The organism is Streptomyces sp. NPDC002853 (assembly GCF_053591915.1).
On the sequence record NZ_JBSFUS010000003.1, the window covers coordinates 441,543 to 467,777 of the forward strand.

Genomic DNA, 26,235 nt, shown 5'->3' on the forward strand with positions numbered 1-26,235 from the left:
CGCTCCCTTGTGTGGTTCCCCGCAACCCCAGCCGGTGAGTCCTTGGTTCAGGCCCTGCTCACCACCTCTTCGCGGCCGCTCCGCGCGGCCCCGGCATCCGTCCGCGCGGTGGCCTCCTCCGAGGACTCCATGCGGTCGAGCCGCAGCGCGGCGTGCAGTCGGCGCAGTGGCTTCGGAGCCCACCAGTTGGCGCCGCCGAGCAGGGTCATCAGGGCGGGCACCAGGAGTGCGCGGACGACCGTGGCGTCGAGGATGACCGCGAAGGCGGTGCCGAGGCCGAGCTCCTTGACGAAGACCAGGCGCGAGAGGGCGAGCGCGCCCACCGCCACGCAGAACAGCAGCGCCGCCGACGTCACGATGCGTCCGGTGCGGGCCAGGCCCTCGGCCACCGCCTCGCGGTCGTCGAGACCGGCCGCCCGCGCCTCCTTGATCCGGCCGAGCAGGAAGACGTTGTAGTCGGTGGAGAGTCCGAAGGCGAGCGCGAAGACCAGGACCGGAGTGGTGGACTCGATGCCGCTCACCGCGTCGAAGCCGAGGTTCCCGTCCTGGAAGACCCAGACGAGGAAGCCGAGCGCGGCCCCGGTGGAGAGGGTGTTCATGAGGAGCGCCTTGAACGGCAGGACGACCGAGCCGGTGAAGGCGAAGAGCAGCAGCAGGGTCACGACGGCGAGTACGCCGATGGCCAGGGGAAGGCGGTCACGGATGCCGTCCTTCTGCGAGAGGAAGTCGGCGGTCTGCCCGGTGAACCGTACGGGCGTGGGCGCGTCGAGCGACCTGACCTCGCCGGCGGCGTCCTTGGCGGCCGTGCCGAGCGGCTGCCCTTCCAGGACGGCGTCGATCTCCCAGTGCGTGGCGTCCAGGCGTACCGGCTTCGCGACCGCCTCGACACCGGGTACCTCCGCGATCTTCTTCGCGTACGCGTCCAGCTTGCCTCCGTCGGTGGTGTCGGCGACCACGCGCAGCGGTGAGGTGGCGGGCGCGGCGAAGTCGTCCTGCATGGCGGCCGAGACCTTCCCGGCGCTGATGCTGGTGGGCAGCGCCGACGCGTCGGCGCCGGTGAAGCGGATGCCGAGCACCGGTGAGGCGAGCGCGAGCAGGATCGCGGTGGCGGCGACCGCGACGACCACGGGCCTGCGCATCACCAGCTGCGCGATCCGCCGCCAGCGCCTGACGGCCGGGTCGCCAGCGCCCTCGGTCCCCTCGGCTTGCGTGACGCGCTGCCAGCGGCGCGGGGCCCAGGAGTTGACGCGGTCGCCGAGCAGCGCGAGCACGGCGGGCAGGGCGAGGAGGGCGAACAGCACGGCGGCGAGCGACGTGATCACGCCCGCCATGCCCATGGACTGGAGGTACGGCTGGGGGAAGACGAGCAGCGCCGCGAGCGCGGCGGCCACGGTGAGGCCGCTGAAGAGCACGGTGCGTCCCGCGGTCTCCATGGTGCGGCGCAGCGCGAGCGCCCCGGCCCCGTGCCGCGCGAGTTCGTCGCGGTAGCGGGAGACGATCAGCAGCCCGAAGTCGACGGCGAGGCCGAGCGCGAGCGCGAAGGCCAGGTTGAGCGCCCCGGTGGAAACGTTGTCGAAGAGGGTGACCAGGCGCAGGCCCGCCATCGTGAGCAGCAGCGTGAAGATCGCGCCGATGACCGGCAGGAGCGCCGCGACCAGGCCGCGGAAGACCAGGAAGAGCAGCACGAGGACGACCGGCAGGGCGATGCCCTCGGCCATCGACAGGTCCTTGGTGGTGACCTCGCCGACCTGGACCATGCCGATGGTCGGCCCGCCGAGGTCGGCGTGGCCGCGCAGCGCGGGGTCGGCGTCGATCGCCTTCTGCAACGCCTTCTCGGCGTCCTTGGTCTCCTTGTCCTTCATCGGCCTGACCGCGCCGATCAGAACGGTGGAGCGCGAGTCCTCGGAGATGAGCGCCGGGTCCCCGGCCGACTTGTAGTCGACGACCCGCTTCACCTCGGGCCGCTCCTTCAGGAGCGCGATGCCCGCCGCCACCGCATCGGGCTGCGTCCCGCCGGGGTCGATGGCCTCATCCGTGCGGATGAGGAGCGCGTACCCCTGCTGCACGTCGATGCCGGTGGCTTCCTTGATGACCTCGCGGGCCACGGTGTGCGAGCCGGTCGGGTCGTCGTAGTCGGCGAGGCCGTTGGTCACCTTGCTCTGCAGGGTGCCGCCGAAGAGGGCTGAGAGCACGGCGAGGCCGATGACCACGTACAGGGTCAGCCTCCGCTTCGCGTGGAGGGCGGAGCCCAGGGCAGAGAACATGCGAGATCACCTTCGAGGTTCGGTGGTACGGGGGCGGAGGCCGGCGCCGGGGGGTGGTACCGGCCTCCGCCGGTCGGGTGCGCCGCCGCTCGGGCGGCGCGGGTCAGGCGGCCACGGGCTCGGGGGCTTCGACGAAGCTCAGCGCGTTGTAGATGGTCCGCCGGGGGTCGGTGATGGCCCTGCGGCCGTGCATCACCCGGGTGTTGTCGATGATCGCGACGTCCCCGTCGGCCCAGTCGAGGTTCTCGGTGAGGGCGCCGGTGGTCTCGGTGACGGCGGCGAGCAGCTCGGCGGAGAGCTCTTGGCCGTCCGCGAAGGTGATGCGCGGCTTCTCGTAGTTGAAGGACGGGCCGAGGATGCTGTTGGCGAAGGAGATCCGCTCGCCGAAGAGCGTCGCTCCCGCCGCCGGTGTACGGAACGAGTAGCGCACCCCGCCGTCCGCCTCCGGCGTCACCTCGGTGCCGGGCATCGAGGCGGCGAGGCCGACGAGCTCGTCCACGGCGATCTCCTCGGCGGGCCTGCCCGTGAGGTGGTGGGCCATGGCGCGCCACTGGGGCTCGGCGACATGCCTGCTGTAGACGATGTCCTGGCCGAGGAACGCCCTGCGTACGGGCTCCGCGAGCTCGTCCCACACCCGGTAGCCGTCGCAGACCGTGGTCTGGGAGCCGGACGCGGCCGCCTTCTCGCAGAAGAACCAGGCCAGGTGGGAGCGGAAGGGGCTGTTGCCGTTCTCGGTGTGCAGGCCGACCTCGGCGTGGCCCGCGTCGACCTTCTGCGCGACCTCCGAGTAGAAGTCGCGTGCCGGGTCCAGGGTGGTGGAGGTGGAGGTGCGCTGCACCAGGCCGGTGAACGAGGCCATGTCGGCGCCGAAGCCGCGCAGCAGGAGGAAGCCCGCCTCGGCGAGCAGGTCGAGAAGTTCCTTGGGCTCGACGCCGGCCAGCGTGCCCGGCCCGGCTCCCGGCTCGGCTCCCGGCTCGGCAGGCGTCACGAGCAGTCCGCCGCCGGTGCCGTACGGAGTGGTCCTCAGGGCGGTGCTCATGCGGTGATCTCCTCGGGTGCGGTGCGGGTCAGCAGGTCACGTACGGCGTCCCTGCGGGGGCGCCCGGTCACGGTGAAGAAGGTGGAGTACTCCGGGTCGTCCTCGGCCATGAGGCGTACGGAGGTGGCCCGCTCGATGGCGGAGAGGCGTCCGGCGCCGAACTCCTCGATCTGGCGGCGGGCCTCGACGCGGTCCGTCCCTGCGTCGATCACGAACAGGCCGAGCACCTCGTCGAGGCCGTCCGCGACGACGGCCGCCTCACGCACGAAGCCGAGTTCGCGGTAGCGGGCCTCGACCCACTCGGGGGACAGATTGCGTCCCGCCGCCGTGATGACCAGGCTCTTCTTGCGGCCGGTGATCCGGATGTAGCCGTCGTCGTCGATGGTGGCCAGGTCGCCGGTGTGCAGCCACCCCTGGTCGTCGACGACCACGCTGGAGGGGTCCTCCTGGGTGTATCCGGCGAACAACGACGTGCTCTGGATGAGCAGTTCGCCGTCCTGCGCGAGCCGCGCCCGTACGTGGTCGAGCGGCCGGCCCACGGTGCCGAACCGGAACTGCCCGGGGAAGTTCCAGGCCACGACCGAGCTGTTCTCGCTCAGGCCGTACCCCTCGTACAAGGGAATCCCGAACGCTTCGAGACGCTGAAGGACGTCGAGCGAGACGGGCGCGCCGCCACAGGCGACGAAGACGGGCCCGGTGTGGCCGAAGAGCCGGTGCCTGCGCTGGGCCAGGTCCTCCGTGGGGTTCTGTTCGCACAGCGCGAGCAGCAGGCCCGCGACGGTGGGCGGTACGACCATGGCGGTGGGCTGCGCCTGCCGCAGCAGCGACAGCATCCGCGGGCCCGCGTCGGCCACGGTGCCGATCAGGGCGGTGCCGGGCGGCAGGAAGGTGACGCTGCCGCCGTTCAGGAACGGCATGTAGAGCCCGGCGACCTGTTCGATGAGCAGGCTCAGCGGCACCACGGAGAGATAGCGGCCGAAGACCGCGTCGTCGACCCGGCCGCCGAGGGAGGCGAGCAGTGCCTCCATGCCGTGCAGCCTGACCCGTACCCCCTTGGGCGCGGAGGTCGTGCCCGAGGTGTGCACCACCTTGACGACGGTGTCACCGGCCGCTTCCGCCTCGGCGATATCTGCTGCGAGCGGCGGGAGTTGAGCGTCGGCGGCGGCCTCGATGAGCCCCGGCAGGTCGATCCCGACGACCGCGCAGTCCGCGGGCAGGACCTGGGCCCCCTTGGCCGCGGCGCGCTCCAGCCACCGCTCGCCCCGCGCGTCGACCAGGCAGAGGTCGGCGTCGGCGAGCAGCGATGCGGCCTGTTCGGCGGTGAAGGCCATGGGGACCGGGATCTCCACGGCTCGCGCGAACAGGGCCGCGAGGTCGGCGACCACCCACTGCGCGGAGTTGTCGGCGAGCAGCCCCACCCGCACGGGGCGGCCGAGGGCTTCCCCGCGCCTGCGCAGTTCCGCGGCGAACACCCGTGCGGCGGCGATGAGTTCGCGGTAGGTGTGACGGACTCCGGGCCCTCCGGTGGTGGAGAGGACCTCGACCATGACCGCGTCGCTCGTGGCTCGCCTCAGGAGCCCGGCCGCCAGGGAGGTGGTGTGCGGCATGGCGTTGGTGTGTGACATGACGTCAGGCAGCACGGGTCAGCTCCGTTCGGTTCGGGGAGAGCAGGCGGATGTCGACGGAGTCGAGTGCGTAGCGTTCGACCCCGGTGACCAGCTGCTGGGAGTGGTCGGCCAGGCGACCCCAGCGCACGGCGGGCCGCTGGTCGTAGAAAGTGCCCCAGCGGGCCAGTTCCTCGGCGCCGAGGCGCGTGCCGTCGGCGTCGCACAGGCGGTGGGTGATCAGGCCGAGGCGCTTGGCGAGCGCCGCCGACCGGTTGGTCATCGTCATGGCGGCGTACGACCGGCCCAGGCAGGCCTGGATCAGCGGAAGCGCGCGGTAGATCTCCGCACCCGCCAGGTTCGCCACCGAGGCGACGCTGCCGAGCTGCACGATCTGGTGGCGTCGCACGTCCTGGCCGGCCGCCTCGCGCAGCGCGTCCTCGATCGGCCCGTCCAGGTACCGCTCGAGGAAGACCGGCCCGTTCTCCGGGAAGGAGATCCCGATGCAGGCCTCCACCTCGTCGGGGCCGCCGTCCTTGTGTCCTACGTACGCGATGAACTGATCCGGATCCGGGGACACCCGCGCCCCGAAACTCGTCCCGAACACCTTGCTGACCAGCGATGCGGATTCCAGCCAGACCGGAGTCCCCCGCCGGGCGATCACTATCTTCACGTTCCGTGTTCCTTTCGAGAATGGGATTACTCGGCCGGTACGGCACCGAACTCGCCAAGAACGGCGGCGAGTTCATCCAGCAAGGCGCTCTCCTGGGAGCGGACGAAGAAGTGTCCGCCCGGCATCGTGCGCAGCTCGGCCCCCCGGCTTCCGTGCTCCGACCAAGCGGCCATTTTGTGGACCGGCACCAGCCGGTCCCGCTCCCCCACGAACAGGCGCAGAGGCACCCGCAGCGGTTCGATCTCGTCCTCTTTCACCACCCCCGAGCAGAGCCTGAGATCGTCCCGGACCAGCGGCATGAAGCGCTGACGGAATCTGCGCCGCGCGGCCAGCTCCGGCGGAATGCCGCCCAGTTCCGCCAGCCTTGTGGCCAGTTCCTCGTCGTCCGCCGCCGGGTCCAGGATCCGGTTGGGCGGTATGTGGGGCGCGCGGTGGGAGCTGAGGACGAGCGCCCGCGGCAGTACGGCACCCCGCCGCTGTCTGCGCAGGGTCAGCGCGTGGGCGATGAACGCCCCCATGCTGTGCCCGTAGAGCAGGTGGGGCCGCGCGAACGCGTCGTCCAGCTGCTCGTCCATCTCCTCCACCAGTGCGTCCAGGTCGGTGAACCGCGTCTCGTGGGCGCGCTCCTCCCGGCCCGGCGGCTGCACGGCGAGCACCTGGACCCCGGCGCCGCGCACGTCGAGCTCCCGCTGCCACCGGGCGTAGGCGGACGCGCCGCCCCCCGCACACGGCAGGCAGAACAGGTTCGGCCCGACGGCGGCGGTGTGCGCCGCCTGTGGCAGGTACGGCGTCTCGGTGACCCTCATGGACACCGAAGATTCCATTCGGACCGGGGCCGGAAACAGTGGGTGCGTACCGGCGTTCGGGGTGGGTTTCTCTGCCCCGGGATGTGACCACGTCACGCCCGTGAAGAAATCACAACTCCGGAATCGAATCCTCCAGAAGAGCCCCTGCCATTCGGTGGCACGAAGGTGAATGGAGGTTTCCGATTACCGCGGGGGTTCCGGGGCGACACCGGAGTGAGATGTGAAGGTGTCGCATGGGAAAGTCTCACCCCCCAGTGATGAGCCCTTCACTTTCTGCGGACGCTTTCCCCGTATGAGGATCCTGGCAACGGAGAACGCCTCCCCAGACCGAAAAGGAACGTGCTGATGATCGAGATCATTGCCGGCGCACTCACGCTCCCCGCCGCCGCGGACGGCCACACTTCCGCGCGTCCCGCACTCGTCGTGGACCACCTCGACTCCGGCGCCGACGACGCGGTGGCCCTGTTCACCTTCTGCACCCTGATGTCCGGCACCAGCACGGTCAACGAGCTCTCCCACGCATGACGCCGACGGGGGAACAGACCGCGTTCGTCGAGTTCAAGAGCCACCTGCGCTGCGCGGTCGTCCCCGGAGAAGCGGCCTATCTGGTGTCGCACTCCGGGATCACGGCACTGCGCGGGGCGCAGGCGGAGGCGCTGGCCCCCCTGCTCGACGGGACCCGCACACCCGCCGCCATCGCCCTCGCCGCCGCCTCCTCGCTGTCCTCGGAGGAGGTCGGCGACGCTCTGCGGGTCCTCGCCGACGCCGGGCTGCTCCGCTTCCAGCAACGGCCCGGCAGGTCACCGGCCGACCGGGCCGCCGAGGCCTACTGGGATCTCGCGGGCCTCGACGGTGCCCGCGCCACCGAGGAGGCGGCGCGGGCGGCCGTACGGATCGTGACGCCGCCCGGACCTTGTGGGCAGCCCGGCCTCGCCGACGAGGTCCGGGTCCGCGAGGCCTGCGCCGCCTCGGGCCTGCGGATCACGGACTCGGCGGAGGATTCCTGCCTCAGCCTCGTCCTGTGCGACGACTATCTCTCCCCCGGCCTGCGCGAGGTGGACGCCGAGCACCGGGCGACGGGGCGCCCCTGGCTCCTCGTACGCCTGGGTGGCCCCGAGCCCTGGTTCGGGCCGGTGTTCCGGCCCGACGACGGACCCTGCTGGTCCTGTCTCGCGACCCGGCTGCGCGGCCACCGCACCACCGAACTGCCCCTGCAGCGCGCCCTGCGCCTCGACCACCCGGTGGCCAGGCCGGCGGCCGACCTGCCCACCGGGCGCGCCCTCGCCGTGCAGGCCGCGGTCCTCGAGGCGGTGAAGTGGGCGAGCGGTCTGCGCAGCCCGGAGCAGAGCACCGTACGCACTCTCGACACCCTCACGCTGCGGACCGCGACCCACCCGGTGTCCCGCCTCCCGCAGTGCGCGTCGTGCGGTGACCCGGCGCTCATGAGCGAACGCGGCTGGCGGCCCACCCGGCCGCGGAGCCGCCCGAAGGCCGCGGACGGCACGGGCGGCGGGCATCGCGCAATGGGGACCGCGCTGATGCTGGAGCGCTACGGCCACCTGGTCGGCCCGGTCACGGGCGTGGTGAAGGAGATCCGGCGGGCGCCCGGCGCCCCCGACTTCACCCAGGCCTATGTGTCGGGCCAGAACCTCGCCATGGAGGCCAGCACCCTGTCCGGGCTGCGCGCGGGGCTCCGTTCGCTCAGCGGCGGGAAGGGCCTGACCGCCGAGGAGGCGAAGGTCAGCGCGCTCGGCGAGGCCATCGAGCGCTACAGCGGAACCCGGCGCGGTGACGAGGCGATGGTGCGCGACACCTTCCGCGGCCTCGGCGACGTGGCCCTGCACCCCAACTCCTGCCAGCTGTACGACGACCGGCAGTTCCGCGACCGCTCCCGCTGGAACGCGGCCCGCTCGCCCTTCACCCACGTACCGGAACGCTTCGACGAGGACCGTCCCGTCGACTGGACCCCTCTGTGGTCCCTGGCCACGGGCACGCACCGGCTCCTGCCGACCGGCATGCTGTACTTCCCCGCCGACACGGTGTCCCCGCACGAGCCGGTCGCCGACTCGAACGGCAACGCGGCCGGCAGCAGCTTCGAGGACGCCGTGCTGCAGGGCTTCCTGGAACTGGTCGAGCGCGACGCGGTGGCCCTGTGGTGGTACAACCGCACGCGTCAGCCGGGCATCGACCTGCACTCCTTCGCCGAGCCGTACATCGACCAACTGCGGGAGGGCTACGGCAGGTTCAACCGGGAGATCTGGGCGCTCGACCTCACGTCCGACCTCGGCATCCCGGTGATCGTGGCCCTCTCCCGGCGCACCGACAAACCTGCCGAGGACATCATCTTCGGCTTCGGCGCCCACCTCGATCCCCGCATCGCGCTGCGCCGGGCCCTGACGGAGATGGGCCAGCTCCTGCCCGCCGTCTCGGGGGCTCGCCTCGACGGCTCGGGATACCGCGTGGACCAGCCGGAAGCCGTCAACTGGTGGCGGCGCGAGACGACGGCCACCCAGCCCTATCTGGCTCCCGCCCCCGACGCGGCCCCCAAGGCGCCCCACTCCTGGGACTACACCGCAAGGGGCGACCTGCGGGACGACCTCTCGGCGGCCACCGGCCTGCTCGCCTCGCACGGCATGGATCTGCTCGTGCTCGACCAGACCCGCCCCGACATCGGCCTTCCCGTGGTCAAGGTCGTCGTTCCCGGGCTCCGGCACTTCTGGGCGAGATACGCGCCCGGTCGCCTCTACGACGTTCCCGTCGCGCTCGGCCGGATCGCGGAACCCACGCCGTACGAGGAACTCAACCCGATCCCTCTCTTCGTCTGACACGAGTTCACGCGGCACGCGTGCGGGAGAGGCATTTCCCCGGACGACTCACAACGCAAACTCCGAGCCCCGCCGCGCGAGTTCATGCGAAAGCACGGTTTTCCCCGGAAGGGACTGATGCGCAGCCATCCCACGTAAGGTCTGCTGGACGAGCGTTGTGGCCGAATACCACGGGCCCGGGGTTCGGGAGCGCCCGAGAAGACGCGCTCTCGTACGCTCTCCTGGCAGAAGAGGAGCACTTCGAGGATGCACAGCGACACCAAGGACACGTCTGACGTGGCTGGTTCCCGATGGAGCCCGCGGCCTGCCCCCCGGCTGGCCCACGTCATCCTGTTGGCGGCGCTCATCTGCTATCTCGGCATCACCGCGATCAACCTGCTGAGCCAGAAGCCTTCCACGCCTCAGCTCATCACCGGACTCGTCACGCTCTCCGCCGTATTCGGCCTGCAACTCGTGCATTCCAAACCGGGAGCCGACCGCGCCCCCCTCTGGAGGAAAGCCGCCACCCTGGGCGCCCAGGCCCTGCTCACGTATCTGCCCCTGGTCTTCTTCGGCATCCTGTGGGGGGCGATGGCGGGCTTCCTCGGCGGCTCGCTGCTGCTCCTCCTGAGACCCCGGGTGGCCTGGCCGCTCTACGGCGTGACGGGGCTGAGCCTGCTGGTGCCCGGTGCCATCGCCGGGATGTCGGTGATCGACCTCATCTACATGTGCCAGAGCACTCTGCTCACCGGCCTGGTGATCTACGGCCTGTCCCGCCTGTCGTCCCTGGTCGACGAGGTGTACGCGGCGCGCGCGGAGATAGCCAGAATGGCCGTCGCCAGTGAACGCCTGCGCCTGGCACGGGACTTGCACGACCTCCTCGGCTACAGCATCTCCGCGATCGTCCTCAAGAGCGAGCTCCTCCAGCGGCTGATCCGGGCCCAGCACCCGCGCGCCGACCAAGAGGTGGAGGAGGTCCTCGCCATCTCCCGGCAGGCGCTCGGCGACGTCCGCCGGGTGGCCCGCAGCTACCGCGACATGTCCCTCGTACCCGAGGTGTCGTCGGCCACGTCGGTGCTCGACGCGGCGGAGGTCGAGGTCGAGGTGGTCCTGGACCCGGCCGTCGAGGAGATCAGCTCCCAGGCCGGCACGGCGCTCGCCACGGTCCTGCGCGAGGGCGTCACCAATCTGCTGCGCCACAGCAAGGCGACTCGCTGCAACATCACCGCGGTGGTCGACGACGGAACGGCCCGGCTGACGATCATCAACGACGGTGTGGTGGACGACTATCACGACGCCTCGCCCGACAGCGGAAACGGACTGGGCAACCTGGAACAACGGCTCGGCGAGATCGGCGGCAGACTGATCACCGAACGCGAGAAGGAGATACCCCCGGCCTGCGGGGGCTGGTTCCGCCTCGTAGCCGAGGTGCCCGCGCAGGCCGTCGGCCGAAACAGTGCGGAACAACCTCAGAAAACCGGGCGAATAAATCCGAATGGCGCGTTCTAGGCGGCTGATAACATGTGGCCGCGAGCAACAACAGGGGTTCGCGATACGGGTAATCATGGGGGGCTATCGATGATCCGTGTAATGCTCGCCGAGGATATGTACATGCTGCGAGGCGCATTGGTCGCCTTGTTGAACCTGGAACATGATCTGGACGTCGTGGCGAGCGTGGAACGCGGCGACGAGATTCTCTCCACGGCCCGCGAGTTCCAGCCGGACGTCGCCATCATCGACATCGATCTTCCCGGCCTCGACGGACTGAGCGCGGCGGAGCAGCTGCACGAACGCCTTCCCCAGTGCCGCACCCTGATCCTCACCAGCCTCGGCCGCCCCGGCACGCTGCGCCGCGCGATGTCCGCCAAGGTCTCCGGTTACCTGCTCAAGGACGCCCCGCCGCAGGAACTCGCGCAGGCGGTACGGAAAGTGGCGGCCGGCCAGCGGGTCATCGACTCGGAACTCGCGCTGGCGGCATGGGGCAGCGCGGACAGTCCGCTCACCTCACGCGAGACCGAGGTGCTGCGCCTCGCGTCACAGGGTTCGGACGCCGGTGAGATAGCGAAGCGGCTGCGCCTGTCGGTGGGGACCGTACGGAACTATCTGACCACCGTGGTGGCGAAGCTCAACGCCCGCAACAGGGTGGACGCGATCCGCATCGCCAATGACTCCGGGTGGCTGTGAGGCCCGACCGGGCCTGTCAGGCTTGTGGTTGAGCGGCCACGCCCGCTGCCGCGAGGTAGCAGAGGATGCCCTCCGTGACGTCGCCGGGCAACGGCAGTACGGCGATGATGGCCTTGAGCGTCACTGGTCGGGCGAGGGCGAGCGCGAAGACCATCATGGCCTCCTGCCGGTGGATGACCAGACGATGCGATGCCGTACGCGACTCGAAGGTGGCCGTGAGCGGGTCGAAGGCGAAGGACAGCCCGAGGAAGAGGCGGATGGGCCGCGCCTGATCGAGGGGCAGAACGGCGAGGGACGCGCGGCTCGCCTCGCCCGGGGACGCCCCGTCCAGGTGCGCCAGGGGCGCGATCGACAGAAGCGGACCGCTCAGGCCGTCGAGCCCGAGGGTGCGGACCAGCAGATGGGGAAAGCGCCCGAACACCGGCCGCATCATGAAGTAGACCTTCGCGTCGCGGTCCCGGCCCCCTTCGCCGTCGTCGACCAGCGCGTTGCCGTCCAGCGCGTTGCCGAGAAGCACCGGCCCCAGCTGCATCCGCCGGAGCACTTCGAGGACGGTGGGCTCCGGGCTCGCCATGCGAGCGGTGCCCTGGTCCCAGGTGAGCACCAGGGACCCCGTGAGCGCGTCGGACTCGACCACCACGTCCTCACGCAACGACCAGAGATGCCGCAGCCGTCCGCCGGGCAGCTCCAGCAGGTCGATGGTGGCCTCCATGCGCGCTCTCCTCGCAGTGTCTGAGAGTGTCCACTCTGGAGGCGCACGGAGGTGTCCCGACAGTCATGAACTCATGCACGGGTCTGTGATCTCTTCACGGGTCCGGGAGGGGCCACCGCCGCCGCCGTGTCGAAGTTGCGGGTTCAGGAAGTGCCGCCCACCGGCCCGTCGAAGCGCTTTTGTTCCGGTACCGAAGCCAGGCGGCGACGTGAGCGGCCTGCGCGCATTCCGTGCAGCAGCTCGACGAGGTCGTCCCGCAGCCACTCCTCGACGACCGGGGCATCCGTCTCGGTCCCCGCCACCACCGCGAACTGCGTCCCCTGGCACCAGGCGATCAGCGAGCGCGCCTGCCGGTCGGGGTCAGGGAATCCGAGCCCGGACATGATCGCCGTCATCTGCTCCCGGAAGCGCCGCCCCGCGATGTCGTAGGCCGCACGCAGCTCCGGCCGCCGACCTGCTTCGAGCGCCAACTCCATGCGCGCACGCGTGAGTTGCGCTCCTTCCGTCACGGAGCGCCGCATCACGCGGGCCAGCGCCGAGGCGAACCCCTCCACTCCGTGCTCCCTGCCCTCACGCTCGCCGAGGCCCGGCTCCGACTCCCGCTCGGCGAGCCGCCGCACCGCGGCCGCGAGGAGCGCGGCCCGGGTACGCGCGTGATTGGAGGTCGCCCCCAGCGGAAGCCCGGCGGCCTCGTCCACCGCACGATGGGTCAGCCCGCGCGCACCGCGCTCGGCGAGCAGGGCCAGGGCGGTGTCGGCTATCAGGTCGGCACGGGTACGGGTGCTCGGCATCTCCGTAATGTATCCACGGCGTCGCGGGCCGGGAATATTCCGGTGCGGCGCAGGACCCTGCTGCCTAGACTCCGATCAGCCGAAGGATCGACCAAGTGAGGGGGCAGGGCCATGCGTCACCGCACAGCTGCCCGCCCTCCCCGGACACGTTTCGACGTGATCCTGGTGTCTTCGCGCGTGCGGTGCCGGCTGCGCGGCCGTCACTGAATCTCCGCGGCGACCCCTTGAGTCCAGGCTGCTGAAGCCCGGCTCCTCGACTCCTGTGCCCTGTCTGCTGACACCTGGCTCAGCCCCGCCCGGAAATCGCGCTGCCCCGCCCGCACGAAGCGAAGGACAAAGGGCCATGCGCACCAACGCCCCCACGAACGCCACAAGCACCACCACCAACACCAACACCCGCCACCAGCCGAGCCATACAGCACCCCCACCCGCGATCCGCAACATCGGCATCCTCGCCCACGTGGACGCGGGCAAGACGACCGTCACCGAACGCATCCTGTTCCTGACCGGTGCCACCCACAAGAGAGGTGAGGTCCATGACGGCACGACCGTCACCGACTTCGACGCGCAGGAACGCGACCGCGGGATCACCATCTTCGCGGCAGCGGTCAGCTGCGCCTGGGACGGTCACCGGATCAACCTGATCGACACCCCCGGGCACGTCGACTTCGCCGACGAGGTGGAACGTTCGCTGCGGGTGCTCGACGGCGCGGTGGCGGTGTTCGACGCGGTCGCGGGCGTGGAACCGCAGAGCGAGTCGGTGTGGCGGCAGGCGGACCGGTACGACGTGCCGCGGATCGCGTTCGTCAACAAGCTGGACCGGATGGGCGCCGACCTCGACACGGCGGTCGCGTCGATCAGGGAACGCCTGCACACGGTCCCGCTGGTGGTGCAGCTGCCGATCGGGCGGGAGGACGAGTTCACCGGGGTGGTGGACCTGCTGCGCATGCGCGCACTGCTCTGGCCCCCGGGCAACGACACGTACGAGACGACGGAGATCCCCCACCCCCTGACCGCCCGGGCCCACGCACGTAGGGCCGAGCTGGAGGAAAGGGTGGCCGAGCTGCATCCGACGGCCATGGAGGAGTACGTCGCCACGTCGGCGCTCACCACCGCCACCCTGACGGCCGCGCTGCGCGACCTCACTCTCAGCGGTGAGGGTGTGGTGGTCCTGTGCGGGTCGGCGTACCGAAACCGCGGGATCGAGCCGCTGCTGGAGGCCGTCGTGGCGTACCTGCCGTCGCCGCAGGACGTTCCGGCGGTACGCGGGACCCTGGGCGAGGCGGTGCAGGAGCGGGCCGCTGACGCGCAGGCGCCGTTCGCGGGTCTGGCGTTCAAGGTGAACGCGACGGCGACGGGACGACTGACGTATGTGCGGGTGTATTCGGGAACGATCACGAAGGGAGAGACAGTGATGGACGCGGGCACGGGCCGCACGGAGCGGATCGGCCGCATCCTGCGCGTGCAGGCCGACCGCCACGCGGAGCTGGACCGGGCGACGGCCGGGGACATCGTGGCCGTGGTGGGCCTGAAGACGGCCCGCGCCGGCACCACGCTGTGCTCCCCCGCGGCCCCTCTGGTCCTGGAACCTCCCGCGGTGGCGGCTTCGGTGGTCTCGGTGGCGGTGGAGGCACGCAGGAGCGTGGACACGGGACGCCTCTCGTCGGCCCTCGCCCGCCTGGTCGAGGAGGATCCGTCGCTGGCGGTCCGGGTCGATCGCGAGACGGGCCAGACGGTGCTCTCCGGCATGGGTGAGCTGCACCTGGAGGTCGCGGTGGAGAAGATCCGCCGTGCCCACGGCATCGAGATCGGCGTGGGCCGCCCGCAGGTGGCGTACCGCGAGACGGTGGTGCGCGGGGTGTCGGGCTTGGTGTACCGGCACGTGAAACAGGACGGAGGAGCGGGTCAGTTCGCGCACGTGGTCCTGAACGTGGAACCACTGGAGGTGGACCCGGGCCCGACGCCCACGTTCGCCTTCGAAGCGACGGTGACCGGCGGCAGGGTCCCCCAGGAGTACATCCGGGCGGTGGAGGCGGGCTGCAGGGACGCGCTCATGGAGGGCCCCCTGGGCGGCCACCCGGTGACGGGCGTACGGGTCACGCTGACGGACGGTGCAACGCACTCCAAGGACAGCTCGGAGATGGCATTCCGCACGGCGGGCAGATTCGCCCTGCGCACGGCTTTGAGGGAGGCGACGATGCAGCTGATGGAACCGGTGGCGGAGCTGACGGCAACGGTGCCGGAGGAGGCGGTGGGCGGAGTACTGGGCGACTTGGCGGCCCGCCGAGCCCGAGTAACGAACTCCACCACCCGCTCCGGCACGGCCACCCTCACGGCAACGGTCCCCCTGTCCGAACTCTTCGGCTACGCAACCCGCTTGCGCAGCCGAACCCAGGGCCGGGGCACCTTCACCACGCGTCCGGTGGGGTATGCGGGGGTGCCGGTGGGGACCCCCACCGAAGCCTCGCCCAGGTAGCACGAAGGGACGGCCCCGCTCTCACGAGCGGGGCCGGTTTCCGGCGGTGGCAGTCGGTGGAGAAGGCGAGGGTCTCGCCGGTGCGCGTTCACTTCTCCAGGTAGGCGAGGACCGCCAGGACGCGGCGGTTGTCGCCGTCGGTCGGAAGCAGGCCCAGCTTGGTGAAAATGCTGCTGATGTGCTTGGCGACGGCCTTCTCTGAGATGAAGAGCCCTTGGGCGATCCCCGCGTTGGACCGGCCCTGCGCCAGCCACTCCAGGACCTCCCGCTCGCGGGCGGAGAGGCTGCCCACGCTCTCGTCGCGCTCCTTGCGCATCAGGAGCTGGGAGATCACCTCGGGGTCCATCGCGGTGCCGCCATCGGCCACCCGCTGGACGGAGTCCAGGAACTGAGTTCCGTTGGTCACCCGGTCCTTGAGCATGTAGCCGACTCCCCGGCCGCCGCTGCCCAGCAACTCACGTGCATACAGCGGCTCCACGTACTGCGAGAGGAGCAGGACGGGCAGGTCGGGCATCTCGCGGCGGGCGGCCAGGACCGCGCGCAGACCCTCGTCGGTGAAGTTCGGTGGCAGCCGGACGTCCACGACGGCGACATCCGGCTGCTCCCGGGTGAGAGCCGCGAGCAGCTCCGTCCCGCTTTCCACCGCGGCCACGATCTCGTGGCCGTACGCCTCGAGGAGGCGGATCAGCCCGTCCCTCAGGAGGAAGTGGTCTTCGGCGAGGACAATACGCACGGAAGCTCCATCGTCACCAACGTCGGGCCGTTGACGGGGCTGTTCACGGCCAGGACCCCGTCAAATGTGGCAAGTCGTCGCTCGATGCCGCGCAGACCGGTGCCACGGGAGGCGTCCGCGCCACCGTGTCCGTCGTCGGTGACGGTGACGCACAGCATTCCGTGATCGTAACGGATGTCGATCCAGGCCCGGACGGCTCCCGAGTGCTTGGCGACGTTGGTGAGCATCTCCGAGATCGCGAAGTACGCGGCGGACTCGACCGGCATCTCGGGGCGGCCCGGCAGGTCGACCGTGACCTCGGTGGGGACCGGACAGACCATGGCCAACGCCCTTACCGCGTCCGCGAGTCCGCGGTCGGCGAGCACCGGGGGATGGATTCCGCGGACCAGATCGCGCAGCTCCTGCAGTGCTTTGGAGGAGGACTGGCGCGCCTCGATCAGGAGGGCGCGCACGGCCTCGGGGTTGGTCTCCAGAAGGTGCTCCGCGGCGTCCAGGGTCATGCCCATCGCCACCAGGCGGGCCTGGGCGCCATCGTGCAGGTCGCGTTCGATCCGGCGGATCTCGGCCATCTGTGTGTCCACCGCGTCGGAGCGGGTCTCGGAGAGGTGCTGGATCCGTCCGGCCATCAGCTCGCTCTCGCTGGGAGCGAGCATCGCACGGGTGTAGAGGGCGTGCTTGCGTACGGCTCGCGGCGCCGCCCACAAGGACAGCGGGAGTTGCAGCACACCGAGCACGCCCGCGAGCACCGCGGTGATCCGGCCCTCGATCGGGATGAACTGGTACCAGAGGCCGTCCCACTCCGTGGAGAGGGGAACGCCGAAGAACGCGAGGAAGATGCCCCAGAGGCCGCTGAGGAACAGGGCGATCGGGAGGAAGGCCAGGAAGGCGCCTGCCAGCGGGTCGGCGAGGACCCAGACCCACTCGCGCCGGGTCTGCGGGTCGCTCATGATCCAGCGGTAGCGTGCGACGGCGCCCGAGGCGCCGGCGGGCACGGGCGGCGGCGGACTCGCCGGAGCCTTGATCTCCACGCCGGACCAGCGCAGGGCCAGTTCGCGCTGACGGTCACCCAGGCTGCGTACGCCCTCCATGGCTCGGGGCACCATTCCGAGGCCAGGACCCACGAGGAGTATCGCCGAGGAGACCGCCAGGGACCGGCCCAGGGACGCGGCCGACATCCAGCACAGGCTCAGCGCCCGCCGCAGGGCCACTGCCCCGGCCGCAACGGAGAATCCCCTGATCTCCCCTGCCGGGCGGCCTTCTCCGAGCTGCATCGTGCGGCCCATTGGACTCGCTCCTCTCTGGTGCCATTCGCAGTACCGGGGCCGAAGGTCCCGTGCCCTCATTGTGTCGGCGTCCAGACACGGAAATCGGTAGTACTACCTCCCCTCTTGGGTGGCCGGTGGGGGGTACTTCTTCCACCCCTGCCGGACGGGCCACGGCAGCAGCTCCGTCTCGGTCGCCTGCGGCTCACGGCAGACCTCGGAAAGTCCGTAGAAGCGCTGGTACCGCCGCAACTGGACATCCGTCAGCTGGAGTTCCTTCTGGAATCGGGCAATGGGGATGGTGCCGTACTCCGTGACGGGGAGCCCTTGTCACCAGCTCCCCGTTCAACCCCACCCAGCCGACATCCAGCCGCAGGTACGCGAACGGGGTCGCCCCGACCTCGGGACGACCCCATCTGACCTGGCTGTTCACTAAAAAGGGCCGGATCCACGCCATTGCGCGGCTCACACGTTGAAGCGGAACTCCACCACATCCCCGTCCTGCATCACATACTCCTTGCCCTCCATGCGCGCCTTGCCCTTCGCGCGGGCCTCCGCGACCGAGCCGACCTCGACCAGGTCCTCGAACGAGATGACCTCGGCCTTGATGAAGCCCTTCTGGAAGTCCGTGTGGATCACGCCGGCCGCCTCGGGGGCCGTGGCGCCCTGGGGGATCGTCCAGGCGCGGGATTCCTTCGGGCCGGCCGTGAGGTACGTCTGGAGGCCGAGGGTGCGGAAGCCCACGTGCGCCAGGGTGGCGAGGCCGGGCTCTTCCTGGCCCACCGACTGCAGGAGTTCGAGGGCCTCGTCCTCGTCCAGCTCCGCGAGGTCCGACTCCAGCTTGGCGTTGAGGAAGATCGCCTCCGCGGGGGCGACCAAGGCGCTCTGCTCGGCCTTGAACGCGTCGTCCGTCAGCTCGTCCTCGTCCACGTTGAACACGTAGAGGAAGGGCTTGGTCGTGAGGAGGTGGAGGTCGTGGAGGAGCTCCTCCTTGCCCGAGCCCTGGACGATGCCCTGGGAGAAGAGTGTGTCGCCCTTCTCCAGGATCGCCTGGGCCTCCTCGACCGCCTTCACCTTCGGGGCGACGTCCTTCTTGATGCGCGATTCCTTCTGGAGGCGCGGGAGGACCTTCTCGATGGTCTGGAGGTCGGCGAGGATCAGCTCGGTGTTGATCGTCTCGATGTCGTCCTTGGGCGAGACCTTGCCGTCCACGTGCACGACGTTCTCGTCCTTGAAGGCGCGGATGACCTGGCAGATCGCGTCCGACTCGCGAATGTTCGCGAGGAACTTGTTGCCCAGGCCCTCGCCCTCGCTCGCGCCGCGCACGATGCCCGCGATGTCGACGAAGTCGACCGTGGCCGGCAGGACCTTCTGCGAGGAGAAGATCTCGGCCAGTTTCGTGAGGCGGGGGTCCGGGACGCCGACCACGCCGACGTTCGGCTCGATCGTCGCGAACGGGTAGTTGGCCGCAAGGACGTCGTTCTTGGTCAGGGCGTTGAACAGGGTCGACTTGCCGACATTGGGCAGACCGACGATTCCGATCGTGAGCGACACGTTGCGACTTCCCGTACGTGGAGGCTGTGGGTGGACGGCCCGGAGGGCCGGAGCGACCGTAGGGCGATCCCCCAGTCTACGGCGTGCGGGCCCCGCGCTCGTCGGCGTACCGGACTTGTATCGAACGCTTGGCCAAGGTCAGCCAAAGGGCGTGTCCCGTGCAGGATTATCGGTATGGCGCGACCTAGGTTGGTCCGGTGGAGCAACACAGGACGCGTCCCCCTCAGCCCCCGGCGGCCCGGCCGCGACGCACCGCGCCCCTGCCCCCGCAGGGCAGATCCGCCGACGCGGCTGCGGTCTACCGCGCCGCGCCGCGTCCCCGCCGCCCCGTCCCGCCCGTCGTACGCAAACTGCGTGCACTGCCGCTCTACCGCAGACTGCGCGCGATGCCGAACCCGCGCCTCACGGGGCTCGGCAGCGGGCTCTTCTGCGCCGCGACGATGTTTCTGCTCGCCTGTCTGCTGTGGCTGCTCTTCGGCAGCTCCGTGGTGGCGTACGGCGTGCTCTTCCTGCCCGTGAGCGCGCTGACCGCGTACTGGGTGCGGCCCGCCGACCTGTTCACCGCGCCGGTGGCCGCGCCGATCGCCTTCGCCGTCGGTCTCGTGCCCCTCTCGGGCGGCAACGGCGGCGGCTTCGGCGGTCACTTCATGGGGCTCGTCACGTCGCTCGCACTGCACGCGGGCTGGCTGTACGCCGGGACGCTCGTCGCCGGTCTCGTCGCGATCGTGCGCCGCGTCAAGCTCATGGGGCAGCGGCGCCGGGCACGCGCCGCCTCCCCCGTCACCGCCCCGCCACGAGGGCCGGCGGTCTCGGCGAAGAGGCGCATGCCCACCTCGTAGGGCCTGGCTGAAGTCGGAGGGCCTACCTCAAGTCGTAGGACCTGACTCGAGCTACTTTTTCTCCGCCGCCGCCATCGCCGCTCCCACGATCCCCGCGTTGTTCTGCAGCTCCGCGGGGACGATCTCTGCCCTGATGTCCTTGATCAGCGGCAGGAACTTGTGTGACTTGCGGCTCACCCCGCCGCCGATGATGAAGAGCTCGGGCGAGAACAGCATCTCCACGTGCGCCAGATACTTCTGCACGCGGTGCGCCCAGTGCTCCCAGCTGAGGTCCTCGTCCTCCTTGGCCTTGGACGACGCCCGCTTCTCGGCGTCGTGGCCGTGCAGCTCCAGATGGCCGAGCTCCGTGTTCGGGACGAGGCGGCCGCCGGTGAAGAGGGCGCTGCCGATGCCCGTGCCGAGGGTGAGCAGGATGACCGTGCCCGTACGGCCGCGGCCGGCCCCGAAGTGCATCTCGGCCACGCCCGCCGCGTCCGCGTCGTTCAGGACGGTGACCGGCGCGGTGGAACCGAGCCGGTCCGCGATCAGGCTCTCGATGTCCGTGCCGATCCAGCTCTTGTCCACGTTGGCCGCCGTGCGCGCCGTGCCGTCCGTGATCACGCCGGGGAACGTGGCGCCGATCGGGCCCGTCCAGCCGAAGTGCTCGACCACCTCGCGCACCTTGTCGGCCACGCCGTCGGGCGTGGCCGGTTGCGGTGTCAGTACTTTGTGCCGTTCCTTTGCCAGGTCACCACGGTCCAGGTCCACGGGAGCGCCCTTGATCCCTGATCCGCCGATGTCCACACCGAAGATCTGCATGAGACCCACCGTACGACCCGGGCCTGGCCTTCGCGTTACTTCTTCGACAGCTCCGCGGCCTCGGCGCGCAGGTCGCGGCGGAGCTCCTTCGGCAGCGAGAAGGTGATCGACTCGTCGGCCGTCTTCACCGTCTCCACGTCGCCGTACCCCCGCTCGGCGAGCCACTCGATGACGCCGTCCACCAGGATGTCGGGGACGGAGGCGCCCGAGGTGAGGCCGACCGTGGTCACACCCTCCAGCCAGGCCTCGTCGATCTCGTCGGCGTTGTCGACGAGGTGCGAGGCGGCCGCGCCCGCGTCCAGGGCGACCTCGACCATGCGGATCGAGTTCGAGGAGTTCTTGGAGCCGACCACGATGACCAGCTCGGCGTCCTCCGCCAGCTTCTTCACCGCGACCTGGCGGTTCTGCGTGGCGTAACAGATGTCGTCGCTCGGAGGGGAGATCAGGCCCGGGAACTTGGTCTTCAGGGCGTCGACCGTCTCCATGGTCTCGTCGACCGAAAGCGTGGTCTGGGAGAGCCAGACGACCTTGTCCGGGTCACGGACCTCGACGTTCGCGACGTCGTCGGGGCCGTCGACCAGCGTGATGTGGTCGGGCGCCTCACCGGACGTGCCGATGACCTCCTCGTGGCCCTCGTGGCCGATCAGGAGGATGTCGAAGTCGTCCTTGGCGAACCGGACGGCTTCCTTGTGGACCTTCGTGACCAGGGGGCACGTCGCGTCGATCGTCGCCAGTTTCCGCTCGGCGGCCTCCGCGTGGACCGTCGGCGCCACGCCGTGCGCGGAGAACATGACGATGGAGCCCTCGGGAACCTCCGCCGTCTGGTCGACGAAGATGGCCCCCTTCTTCTCCAGGGTCTGCACCACGTACTTGTTGTGAACGATCTCGTGGCGGACATAGATCGGGGACCCGTACTGCTCAAGGGCCTTCTCGACGGCGATCACGGCACGGTCCACACCCGCGCAGTAGCCGCGGGGGGCGGCGAGCAGGACTCGGCGGGCAGGAGTCGAAGCAGTCATACCCCCCATCGTAAGGCCGAGCCCAGCGCGTCAAAGATCGGCTTCTTGGGGAGACTGGAGGCCTGCGTTCACTTACGGAGGCACGATGTCCGGTTACTCCGGCAAGCCAGACCCGACGGGCGGCGCCCACACCGCCCCCGCTGCCGAGGGCGACGGCCTGCGGCGAAGTCTCGGCTTCCGCGATCTCGTCGTCTACGGGTTGCTGTTCATCGCCCCGATGGCGCCGGTCGGAGTGTTCGGGACGCTTGACGCCAAGTCGCACGGCGCCGTGGCGCTCGTCTACATCATCGCCACGATCGCGATGGCGTTCACCGCGTTCAGCTACGCCCAGATGGTGAAGGTGGTCCCCCAGGCGGGTTCCGTCTTCGCCTACGCGCGCGTGGGGCTCGGCAACGGCCCCGGGTTCATCGCCGGCTGGATGGCGATGCTCGACTACCTCCTCATCCCGGCCGTCGCCTATCTCTTCTCCGGGATCGCGATGGAGGCGCTCGTGCCCTCCGTGTCCCGGTGGGTGTGGACGGCGATCGCGGTCCTGGTGACGACCGCGCTGAACCTGTGGGGCGTACGGGCGGCCGCGCGGGTCGGGTTCCTCGTCCTCGCCATGGAGATCGTGGTCCTCCTGGTCTTCATGGTGTCGGCGATCGTCGTCCTGGCGCGGGACGGGGCGGAGCGCGACTGGCTCTCGCCGCTGAGCGGGGACGGTACGCAGGGGGCGTTCGCGCTGGGTGCCGTGGTGGGGGCGGTGTCGGTGGCGGTGCTCTCGTATCTGGGCTTCGACGCGATCGCCTCGTTCGCGGAGGAGGTGACCGGGGGCTCGGCGAAGGTGGCGCGGGCGGTGCTGTTCTGCTTGGCGCTGGCCGGTGTGCTGTTCATCGCCCAGACGTATCTGGTCGCGCTTCTTGAGCCGGTGTCGTCGGCGCAGCTGGCCGCGGAGCCGGGGAAGCAGGGGTCCGCTTTCTACGATGCGGTCGACTCGGCCGTCGGGGACTGGCTGCACGATCTGGTGGCCGTCAGCAAGGCGATCGGCGCCGCCTTCGCCGCGCTGGCCGGGCAGGCGGCTGCGGGACGGCTGCTGTATGCCATGGCCCGTGACCGGCGGCTGCCGGGGGCTCTGTCGAAGACCGATTCCGGGACGCCTCGCGTCGCTCTTCTGTGTGCGGCCGTGATCACGATGGTGGCGGCGGTCTGGGCGGCTCGGCGGGACGACGGGATGGACCACCTGGTGTCGGTGGTGAATGTGGGGGCCTTGACCGCGTTCGTGCTTCTGCACGCGAGTGTCGTGGGGTGGTTCGCCGTGCGTCGTCAAGGGGGGCCCGTGAGCTGGTGGCGGCATGTACTCGTCCCCGTGCTGGGGGCCGCCATCACCATCGCGGTGATCGTGGAGGCCGCGGGGTCCGCGCAGGTGGTAGGTGCGGCGTGGTTCGTCGTGGGGCTTGCCGTGCTTCTTGCTCAGCGGGCTCGTCGCGGGGAGTCCTGAACCACCCCTTGTCCGGCGGCATCCGATCCTCGGCGCAGGAGCCGGAGCGCGGACCCCGAGCCACGGCCAGCGGGTCCTGAGTATCAGCATCAGTGTCGGACCCTGCCGATACGCTCGGTGCATGGCTTTGAACACGTCCGCTGACGCACCGCTGCCCGTCGGCGAGGTGTCGCGGCTCATCGGTGGGTGGATCGACCGGCTCGGTGCCGTGTGGGTCGAGGGGCAGATCACCCAGCTGTCCCGCAGGCCCGGCGCCGGTGTCGTATTCATGACGTTGCGCGACCCCTCGCACGACATCTCCGTCAGCGTCACCTGTTACCGCCAGGTGTTCGACGCCGTCGCGGACGTCGTCTCCGAGGGCGCCCGAGTCGTGGTCCACGCCAAGCCCGAGTGGTACGCACCCCGGGGGCAGCTGTCCCTGCGGGCCGTCGAGATAAAGCCCGTCGGTGTGGGTGAACTTCTCGCGCGGATCGAGTTGTTGAAGAAGAGCCTCGCCGGGGAAGGGCTCTTCGCCGCCGACCGGAAGAAGGCCCTCCCCTCCCTGCCCCAGCTCATCGGCCTCGTCACCGGCCGCGCCTCCGCCGCCGAGCGTGACGTGCTCGAGAACGCCCGGCACCGCTGGCCCGCCGTCCGCTTCGAGGTGCGCAACGTCCCCGTCCAGGGCGTGCACGCCGTACCGCAGGTCGTGCAGGCCGTGAAGGACCTCGACGCGCTGGACGCCGTGGACGTGATCATCGTGGCGCGCGGCGGCGGCAGCGTCGAGGATCTGCTGCCGTTCTCGGACGAGCAGCTCGTGCGCGCCGTCGCCTCCTGCCGTACGCCCGTCGTTTCGGCGATCGGGCACGAGCCGGACAACCCCCTGCTCGACTACGTGGCCGACCTGCGCGCCTCCACCCCGACCGACGCCGCCAAGAAGGTCGTGCCGGACGTCGGCGAGGAGTACGAGCGCGTGCGGTGGCTGCGGGACCGGGCCCGGCGCTGCATGGACGCCTTCCTCGACCGCGAGGACCGGGGTCTCGCGCACGCGCTCGCCCGCCCCTCCATGGAGAATCCGCACCGCATGATCGAGGAGCGCGAGGAGCAGGTCTCGGCGCTCGTCGACCGCAGCCGCCGCACGCTCGGGCATCTCCTGGACCGCGCCCAGTCGGAGCTGACGCACACCCACGCGCGCGTGGTGGGCCTCTCCCCCGCCGCGACGCTCCAGCGGGGGTATGCGGTGCTGCAGAAGACCGACGGTTCCGTGGTGCGGGCCGCGGAAGAGGTGACCACCGGCGAGGAACTGCGGGCGCGGGTCGCCGAGGGCGCCTTCACCGTACGAGCCGTGGAAGCCGCGGAAGCGGCGGAGCCCGTAGGAGCCGAACCAGCCGAGTAGGACGCGGGACGACGCAGGACGCAGGACGCGCGAGCCGCACAAGCCGTACGAACCGACATTTAGGGTGGGGCACATGACCAGCAAGACGGACGAGGCCGCGAGCCCGGCGGACGCACTCGGCTACGAGCAGGCGCGGGACGAGCTCATCGAGGTCGTACGCCGCCTGGAGACGGGCGGCACCACCCTGGAGGAGTCGCTCGCCCTGTGGGAGCGCGGCGAGGAACTGGCCAAGGTGTGCCGCCGCTGGCTGGACGGCGCCCGCGCCCGCCTGGACGCGGCCCTGGCCGGCGGCGACGCGGACACGGACGGCGACGAGGACGCCTGACACGGAGGACCGAGCCCACGCCCCGCCCACCCCACGCCTCACCCCGCCGCTGTGAAGCGGATCACCAGGCCCCGCTTTTTGTTGAAGATTAAACCGCAACCCCGTACCGTCGGTGACGCAAGCTGATCCACGCACGCACCGAGAAGGTTGATCCATGTCTCTCGTCCTTGACCCCGCCGCACAGGACCTGCTCTTCCGCGAGGCCCGCACCGCGAACTCCTTCACCGATGAGCCGGTCACCGACGAGCAGGTGCAGGCGATCTACGACCTGGTCAAGTTCGGCCCGACCGCCTTCAACCTGTCGTCGCTGCGCATCACGCTGGTCCGCTCCCCCGAGGCCCGCGAGCGCCTGGTCCAGCACATGGCCGAGGGCAACCAGCCGAAGACCGCGGGCGCCCCGCTCGTCGCGATCCTCTCCGCGGACAACGAGTTCCACGAGGAGCTGCCGGCGCTGTTCCCGCACTTCCCGCAGGCCAAGGACGTGTTCTTCTCGGAGCGTCCGGCCCGCGAAGGTGCCGCGCACCTCAACGCCGCGCTGCAGGCCGCGTACTTCATCATCGGCGTGCGCGCCGCGGGCCTGGCCGCGGGCCCGATGACCGGCTTCGACGCCGCCGGCGTCCAGAAGGAGTTCCTGGACGGCGACCACACCCCGCTGATGGTCGTCAACATCGGCAAGCCCGCCGAGAACGCCTGGTTCCCGCGCTCCCCGCGCCTCGAGCTGGACCAGGTCATCCAGACCGTCTGATCGTGACCGGCTGACACAGTGAGGGCCCCGGCGGACACCGCCGGGGCCCTCACCCGTTACTGCCCGACACTCAGGACGCCTTCAGCGCCTGCGCCATCTCCGTCAGCTGACCGAACGACGCCGTGCCCGCGACCACCGTGGTCGCGCCCTTGTCCTCGCGCACCAGGGCGTCGTACGTCTGCCCCTTGTAGCGGTGCCACGTCTGGCCGTCGATCTTCTCGGTGGCCTTCGTCCGGACGGCCCGCTGCGTGGCCTCCTCGATGAACTTGACCGGCTTGGCCGTGGACTGCTTGACCGCGACGTACTCACCGGACGGGTCGAGGAAGCCCAGGTGCCAGCTGTCGCCCTTGGAGCCGTCGAACCGCACCGACGTCGGCTTCCACGCCTTGGCCAGGCCCTCGGGGGCGGCCACGGGGTAGGCCGCGGCCCGTCGCGCGGTCAGCAGCTCGATGCTGTAGTCGACGCGCTTGACGGGGGCCTTGGAGTCGTCGTGCGGGATGAAGACGTAGATCACGCCGGCGACGAGGGCGATCACCGCCATCGACCACAGCATGTTCCGTACGGTCTGCTTGCCTTGTCTGCCTGCCACGCCCCCCATGTTCTCAGGCCCCGGGCACGGCTCTTCCCCCGGTCTTCCATTGACCTCCCCCGGGCGTCCGGTCCGCTCATGCGTGGGGCCCTCTGCTCATTTTGTCGACCTGCCGATAGAGTCATGCCACACCCTCATCCGGCCGTCGTCGTATCAGCAGAAAGGTGCG

General features: G+C 70.3%; 23 protein-coding genes. 10 read left to right on the top strand and 13 right to left on the bottom strand.

Features of this window, described 5'->3' with window-relative positions:
• Nucleotides 1-47: 47 nt before the first annotated feature.
• The 5 genes from ACWD02_RS09915 to ACWD02_RS09935 all read right to left on the bottom strand — a co-directional run bounded on the left by ACWD02_RS09915 (nucleotide 48) and on the right by ACWD02_RS09935 (nucleotide 6,386).
• On the bottom strand, nucleotides 48-2,264 hold the full coding sequence (locus ACWD02_RS09915) for an MMPL family transporter (RefSeq protein WP_451206838.1): 2,217 nt from the start codon (nucleotides 2,262-2,264) through the stop codon (nucleotides 48-50).
• 103 nt (nucleotides 2,265-2,367) lie between these two features.
• Nucleotides 2,368-3,303, bottom strand: coding sequence for a TauD/TfdA family dioxygenase (locus tag ACWD02_RS09920; protein WP_451206840.1), 936 nt, complete (start codon nucleotides 3,301-3,303; stop codon nucleotides 2,368-2,370).
• On the bottom strand, nucleotides 3,300-4,928 hold the full coding sequence (locus ACWD02_RS09925; RefSeq protein ID WP_451206843.1) for an AMP-binding protein: 1,629 nt from the start codon (nucleotides 4,926-4,928) through the stop codon (nucleotides 3,300-3,302). Before ACWD02_RS09925 ends, ACWD02_RS09920 begins: the two co-directional genes overlap by 4 nt.
• Nucleotides 4,929-4,932: 4 nt before the next feature.
• Nucleotides 4,933-5,580 carry a thermostable hemolysin gene (locus ACWD02_RS09930; RefSeq protein WP_451206847.1) on the bottom strand — a complete coding sequence of 216 codons (648 nt, stop codon included), beginning with the start codon at nucleotides 5,578-5,580 and terminating at the stop codon, nucleotides 4,933-4,935.
• A gap of 26 nt (nucleotides 5,581-5,606) precedes the next feature.
• Complete coding sequence (locus ACWD02_RS09935) at nucleotides 5,607-6,386, bottom strand: thioesterase II family protein (protein ID WP_451206850.1); 780 nt, start codon at nucleotides 6,384-6,386, stop codon at nucleotides 5,607-5,609.
• Between the two features lie 345 nt (nucleotides 6,387-6,731).
• Here ACWD02_RS09935 and ACWD02_RS09940 point away from each other — a divergent pair, with 345 nt between their 5' ends.
• The 4 genes from ACWD02_RS09940 to ACWD02_RS09955 all read left to right on the top strand — a co-directional run bounded on the left by ACWD02_RS09940 (nucleotide 6,732) and on the right by ACWD02_RS09955 (nucleotide 11,374).
• Entirely contained in the window at nucleotides 6,732-6,911 is a 180-nt protein-coding gene (locus tag ACWD02_RS09940) for a hypothetical protein (RefSeq protein ID WP_451206853.1), read from the top strand.
• A complete protein-coding gene (locus ACWD02_RS09945; protein WP_451206856.1) occupies nucleotides 6,908-9,211 on the top strand; it encodes a TOMM precursor leader peptide-binding protein in 2,304 nt (767 codons plus the stop codon). Before ACWD02_RS09940 ends, ACWD02_RS09945 begins: the two co-directional genes overlap by 4 nt.
• 246 nt (nucleotides 9,212-9,457) lie before the next feature.
• On the top strand, nucleotides 9,458-10,699 hold the full coding sequence (locus tag ACWD02_RS09950) for a sensor histidine kinase (protein ID WP_451206858.1): 1,242 nt from the start codon (nucleotides 9,458-9,460) through the stop codon (nucleotides 10,697-10,699).
• A 69-nt stretch (nucleotides 10,700-10,768) separates the two neighbouring features.
• Nucleotides 10,769-11,374, top strand: coding sequence for a response regulator (locus tag ACWD02_RS09955; RefSeq protein WP_451206860.1), 606 nt, complete (start codon nucleotides 10,769-10,771; stop codon nucleotides 11,372-11,374).
• Nucleotides 11,375-11,390: 16 nt separating this feature from the next.
• Here the strand turns inward: ACWD02_RS09955 and ACWD02_RS09960 are convergent, their stop codons facing one another.
• Complete coding sequence (locus ACWD02_RS09960; protein ID WP_451206862.1) at nucleotides 11,391-12,086, bottom strand: hypothetical protein; 696 nt, start codon at nucleotides 12,084-12,086, stop codon at nucleotides 11,391-11,393.
• Nucleotides 12,087-12,229: 143 nt separating this feature from the next.
• Nucleotides 12,230-12,877 carry a TetR/AcrR family transcriptional regulator gene (locus ACWD02_RS09965; RefSeq protein WP_451206865.1) on the bottom strand — a complete coding sequence of 216 codons (648 nt, stop codon included), beginning with the start codon at nucleotides 12,875-12,877 and terminating at the stop codon, nucleotides 12,230-12,232.
• A 343-nt stretch (nucleotides 12,878-13,220) separates the two neighbouring features.
• On the opposite strand from ACWD02_RS09965, the gene fusA reads away from it, so the two are divergent.
• Nucleotides 13,221-15,353 (top strand): elongation factor G, encoded by a 2,133-nt coding sequence (gene fusA / locus ACWD02_RS09970; protein ID WP_451206868.1) that lies wholly within the window; start codon nucleotides 13,221-13,223, stop codon nucleotides 15,351-15,353.
• Between the two features lie 88 nt (nucleotides 15,354-15,441).
• Here fusA and ACWD02_RS09975 read toward each other — a convergent pair whose 3' ends face one another.
• The 3 genes from ACWD02_RS09975 to ychF all read right to left on the bottom strand — a co-directional run bounded on the left by ACWD02_RS09975 (nucleotide 15,442) and on the right by ychF (nucleotide 18,902).
• The gene (locus ACWD02_RS09975; protein WP_451206871.1) at nucleotides 15,442-16,086 is read right to left on the bottom strand and encodes a LuxR C-terminal-related transcriptional regulator; all 645 of its coding nucleotides are present in this window, start codon (nucleotides 16,084-16,086) and stop codon (nucleotides 15,442-15,444) included.
• Nucleotides 16,050-17,369, bottom strand: a complete 1,320-nt coding sequence (locus ACWD02_RS09980) for a sensor histidine kinase (RefSeq protein WP_451206874.1) — start codon at nucleotides 17,367-17,369, stop codon at nucleotides 16,050-16,052. Before ACWD02_RS09980 ends, ACWD02_RS09975 begins: the two co-directional genes overlap by 37 nt.
• 444 nt (nucleotides 17,370-17,813) lie before the next feature.
• The gene (gene ychF, locus ACWD02_RS09985) at nucleotides 17,814-18,902 is read right to left on the bottom strand and encodes a redox-regulated ATPase YchF (RefSeq protein ID WP_451206877.1); all 1,089 of its coding nucleotides are present in this window, start codon (nucleotides 18,900-18,902) and stop codon (nucleotides 17,814-17,816) included.
• A 197-nt stretch (nucleotides 18,903-19,099) separates the two neighbouring features.
• Here ychF and ACWD02_RS09990 point away from each other — a divergent pair, with 197 nt between their 5' ends.
• Entirely contained in the window at nucleotides 19,100-19,741 is a 642-nt protein-coding gene (locus ACWD02_RS09990; RefSeq protein ID WP_451206880.1) for a DUF6542 domain-containing protein, read from the top strand.
• A gap of 51 nt (nucleotides 19,742-19,792) precedes the next feature.
• Here the strand turns inward: ACWD02_RS09990 and ppgK are convergent, their stop codons facing one another.
• Together ppgK and ACWD02_RS10000 are read right to left on the bottom strand one after the other, a co-directional pair.
• Nucleotides 19,793-20,539 (bottom strand): polyphosphate--glucose phosphotransferase, encoded by a 747-nt coding sequence (gene ppgK / locus ACWD02_RS09995; RefSeq protein ID WP_451206883.1) that lies wholly within the window; start codon nucleotides 20,537-20,539, stop codon nucleotides 19,793-19,795.
• A 35-nt stretch (nucleotides 20,540-20,574) separates the two neighbouring features.
• Nucleotides 20,575-21,567 carry a 4-hydroxy-3-methylbut-2-enyl diphosphate reductase gene (locus tag ACWD02_RS10000; RefSeq protein WP_363208989.1) on the bottom strand — a complete coding sequence of 331 codons (993 nt, stop codon included), beginning with the start codon at nucleotides 21,565-21,567 and terminating at the stop codon, nucleotides 20,575-20,577.
• A gap of 76 nt (nucleotides 21,568-21,643) precedes the next feature.
• On the opposite strand from ACWD02_RS10000, the gene ACWD02_RS10005 reads away from it, so the two are divergent.
• The 4 genes from ACWD02_RS10005 to ACWD02_RS10020 all read left to right on the top strand — a co-directional run bounded on the left by ACWD02_RS10005 (nucleotide 21,644) and on the right by ACWD02_RS10020 (nucleotide 25,477).
• A complete protein-coding gene (locus ACWD02_RS10005; protein WP_451206887.1) occupies nucleotides 21,644-23,035 on the top strand; it encodes an APC family permease in 1,392 nt (463 codons plus the stop codon).
• Between the two features lie 121 nt (nucleotides 23,036-23,156).
• Complete coding sequence (gene xseA, locus ACWD02_RS10010; protein WP_451206890.1) at nucleotides 23,157-24,407, top strand: exodeoxyribonuclease VII large subunit; 1,251 nt, start codon at nucleotides 23,157-23,159, stop codon at nucleotides 24,405-24,407.
• A gap of 73 nt (nucleotides 24,408-24,480) precedes the next feature.
• Entirely contained in the window at nucleotides 24,481-24,732 is a 252-nt protein-coding gene (locus ACWD02_RS10015) for an exodeoxyribonuclease VII small subunit (RefSeq protein ID WP_451206892.1), read from the top strand.
• A gap of 154 nt (nucleotides 24,733-24,886) precedes the next feature.
• On the top strand, nucleotides 24,887-25,477 hold the full coding sequence (locus tag ACWD02_RS10020; protein WP_451206895.1) for a malonic semialdehyde reductase: 591 nt from the start codon (nucleotides 24,887-24,889) through the stop codon (nucleotides 25,475-25,477).
• A 70-nt stretch (nucleotides 25,478-25,547) separates the two neighbouring features.
• On the opposite strand, the gene ACWD02_RS10025 is transcribed toward ACWD02_RS10020, so the two are convergent.
• Nucleotides 25,548-26,066: a DUF4245 domain-containing protein gene (locus tag ACWD02_RS10025; protein WP_451206898.1), complete on the bottom strand. Its 519-nt coding sequence runs from the start codon at nucleotides 26,064-26,066 to the stop codon at nucleotides 25,548-25,550.
• Nucleotides 26,067-26,235: the final 169 nt, after the last annotated feature.

Excerpts from the sequence above, each read along its gene's own strand:
- ACWD02_RS09915 (WP_451206838.1), bottom strand. The coding sequence starts at position 2,264 with ATGTTCTCTGCCCTGGGCTCCGCCCTCCACGCGAAGCGGAGGCTGACC.
- ACWD02_RS09920 (WP_451206840.1), bottom strand. The coding sequence starts at position 3,303 with ATGAGCACCGCCCTGAGGACCACTCCGTACGGCACCGGCGGCGGACTG.
- ACWD02_RS09925 (WP_451206843.1), bottom strand. The coding sequence starts at position 4,928 with ATGTCACACACCAACGCCATGCCGCACACCACCTCCCTGGCGGCCGGG.
- ACWD02_RS09935 (WP_451206850.1), bottom strand. The coding sequence starts at position 6,386 with ATGAGGGTCACCGAGACGCCGTACCTGCCACAGGCGGCGCACACCGCC.
- ACWD02_RS09940 (WP_451206853.1), top strand. The coding sequence starts at position 6,732 with ATGATCGAGATCATTGCCGGCGCACTCACGCTCCCCGCCGCCGCGGAC.
- ACWD02_RS09945 (WP_451206856.1), top strand. The coding sequence starts at position 6,908 with ATGACGCCGACGGGGGAACAGACCGCGTTCGTCGAGTTCAAGAGCCAC.
- ACWD02_RS09950 (WP_451206858.1), top strand. The coding sequence starts at position 9,458 with ATGCACAGCGACACCAAGGACACGTCTGACGTGGCTGGTTCCCGATGG.
- ACWD02_RS09955 (WP_451206860.1), top strand. The coding sequence starts at position 10,769 with ATGATCCGTGTAATGCTCGCCGAGGATATGTACATGCTGCGAGGCGCA.
- ACWD02_RS09960 (WP_451206862.1), bottom strand. The coding sequence starts at position 12,086 with ATGGAGGCCACCATCGACCTGCTGGAGCTGCCCGGCGGACGGCTGCGG.
- ACWD02_RS09965 (WP_451206865.1), bottom strand. The coding sequence starts at position 12,877 with ATGCCGAGCACCCGTACCCGTGCCGACCTGATAGCCGACACCGCCCTG.
- fusA (WP_451206868.1), top strand. The coding sequence starts at position 13,221 with ATGCGCACCAACGCCCCCACGAACGCCACAAGCACCACCACCAACACC.
- ACWD02_RS09980 (WP_451206874.1), bottom strand. The coding sequence starts at position 17,369 with ATGGGCCGCACGATGCAGCTCGGAGAAGGCCGCCCGGCAGGGGAGATC.
- ppgK (WP_451206883.1), bottom strand. The coding sequence starts at position 20,539 with ATGCAGATCTTCGGTGTGGACATCGGCGGATCAGGGATCAAGGGCGCT.
- ACWD02_RS10000 (WP_363208989.1), bottom strand. The coding sequence starts at position 21,567 with ATGGGGGGTATGACTGCTTCGACTCCTGCCCGCCGAGTCCTGCTCGCC.
- ACWD02_RS10005 (WP_451206887.1), top strand. The coding sequence starts at position 21,644 with ATGTCCGGTTACTCCGGCAAGCCAGACCCGACGGGCGGCGCCCACACC.
- xseA (WP_451206890.1), top strand. The coding sequence starts at position 23,157 with ATGGCTTTGAACACGTCCGCTGACGCACCGCTGCCCGTCGGCGAGGTG.
- ACWD02_RS10015 (WP_451206892.1), top strand. The coding sequence starts at position 24,481 with ATGACCAGCAAGACGGACGAGGCCGCGAGCCCGGCGGACGCACTCGGC.
- ACWD02_RS10020 (WP_451206895.1), top strand. The coding sequence starts at position 24,887 with ATGTCTCTCGTCCTTGACCCCGCCGCACAGGACCTGCTCTTCCGCGAG.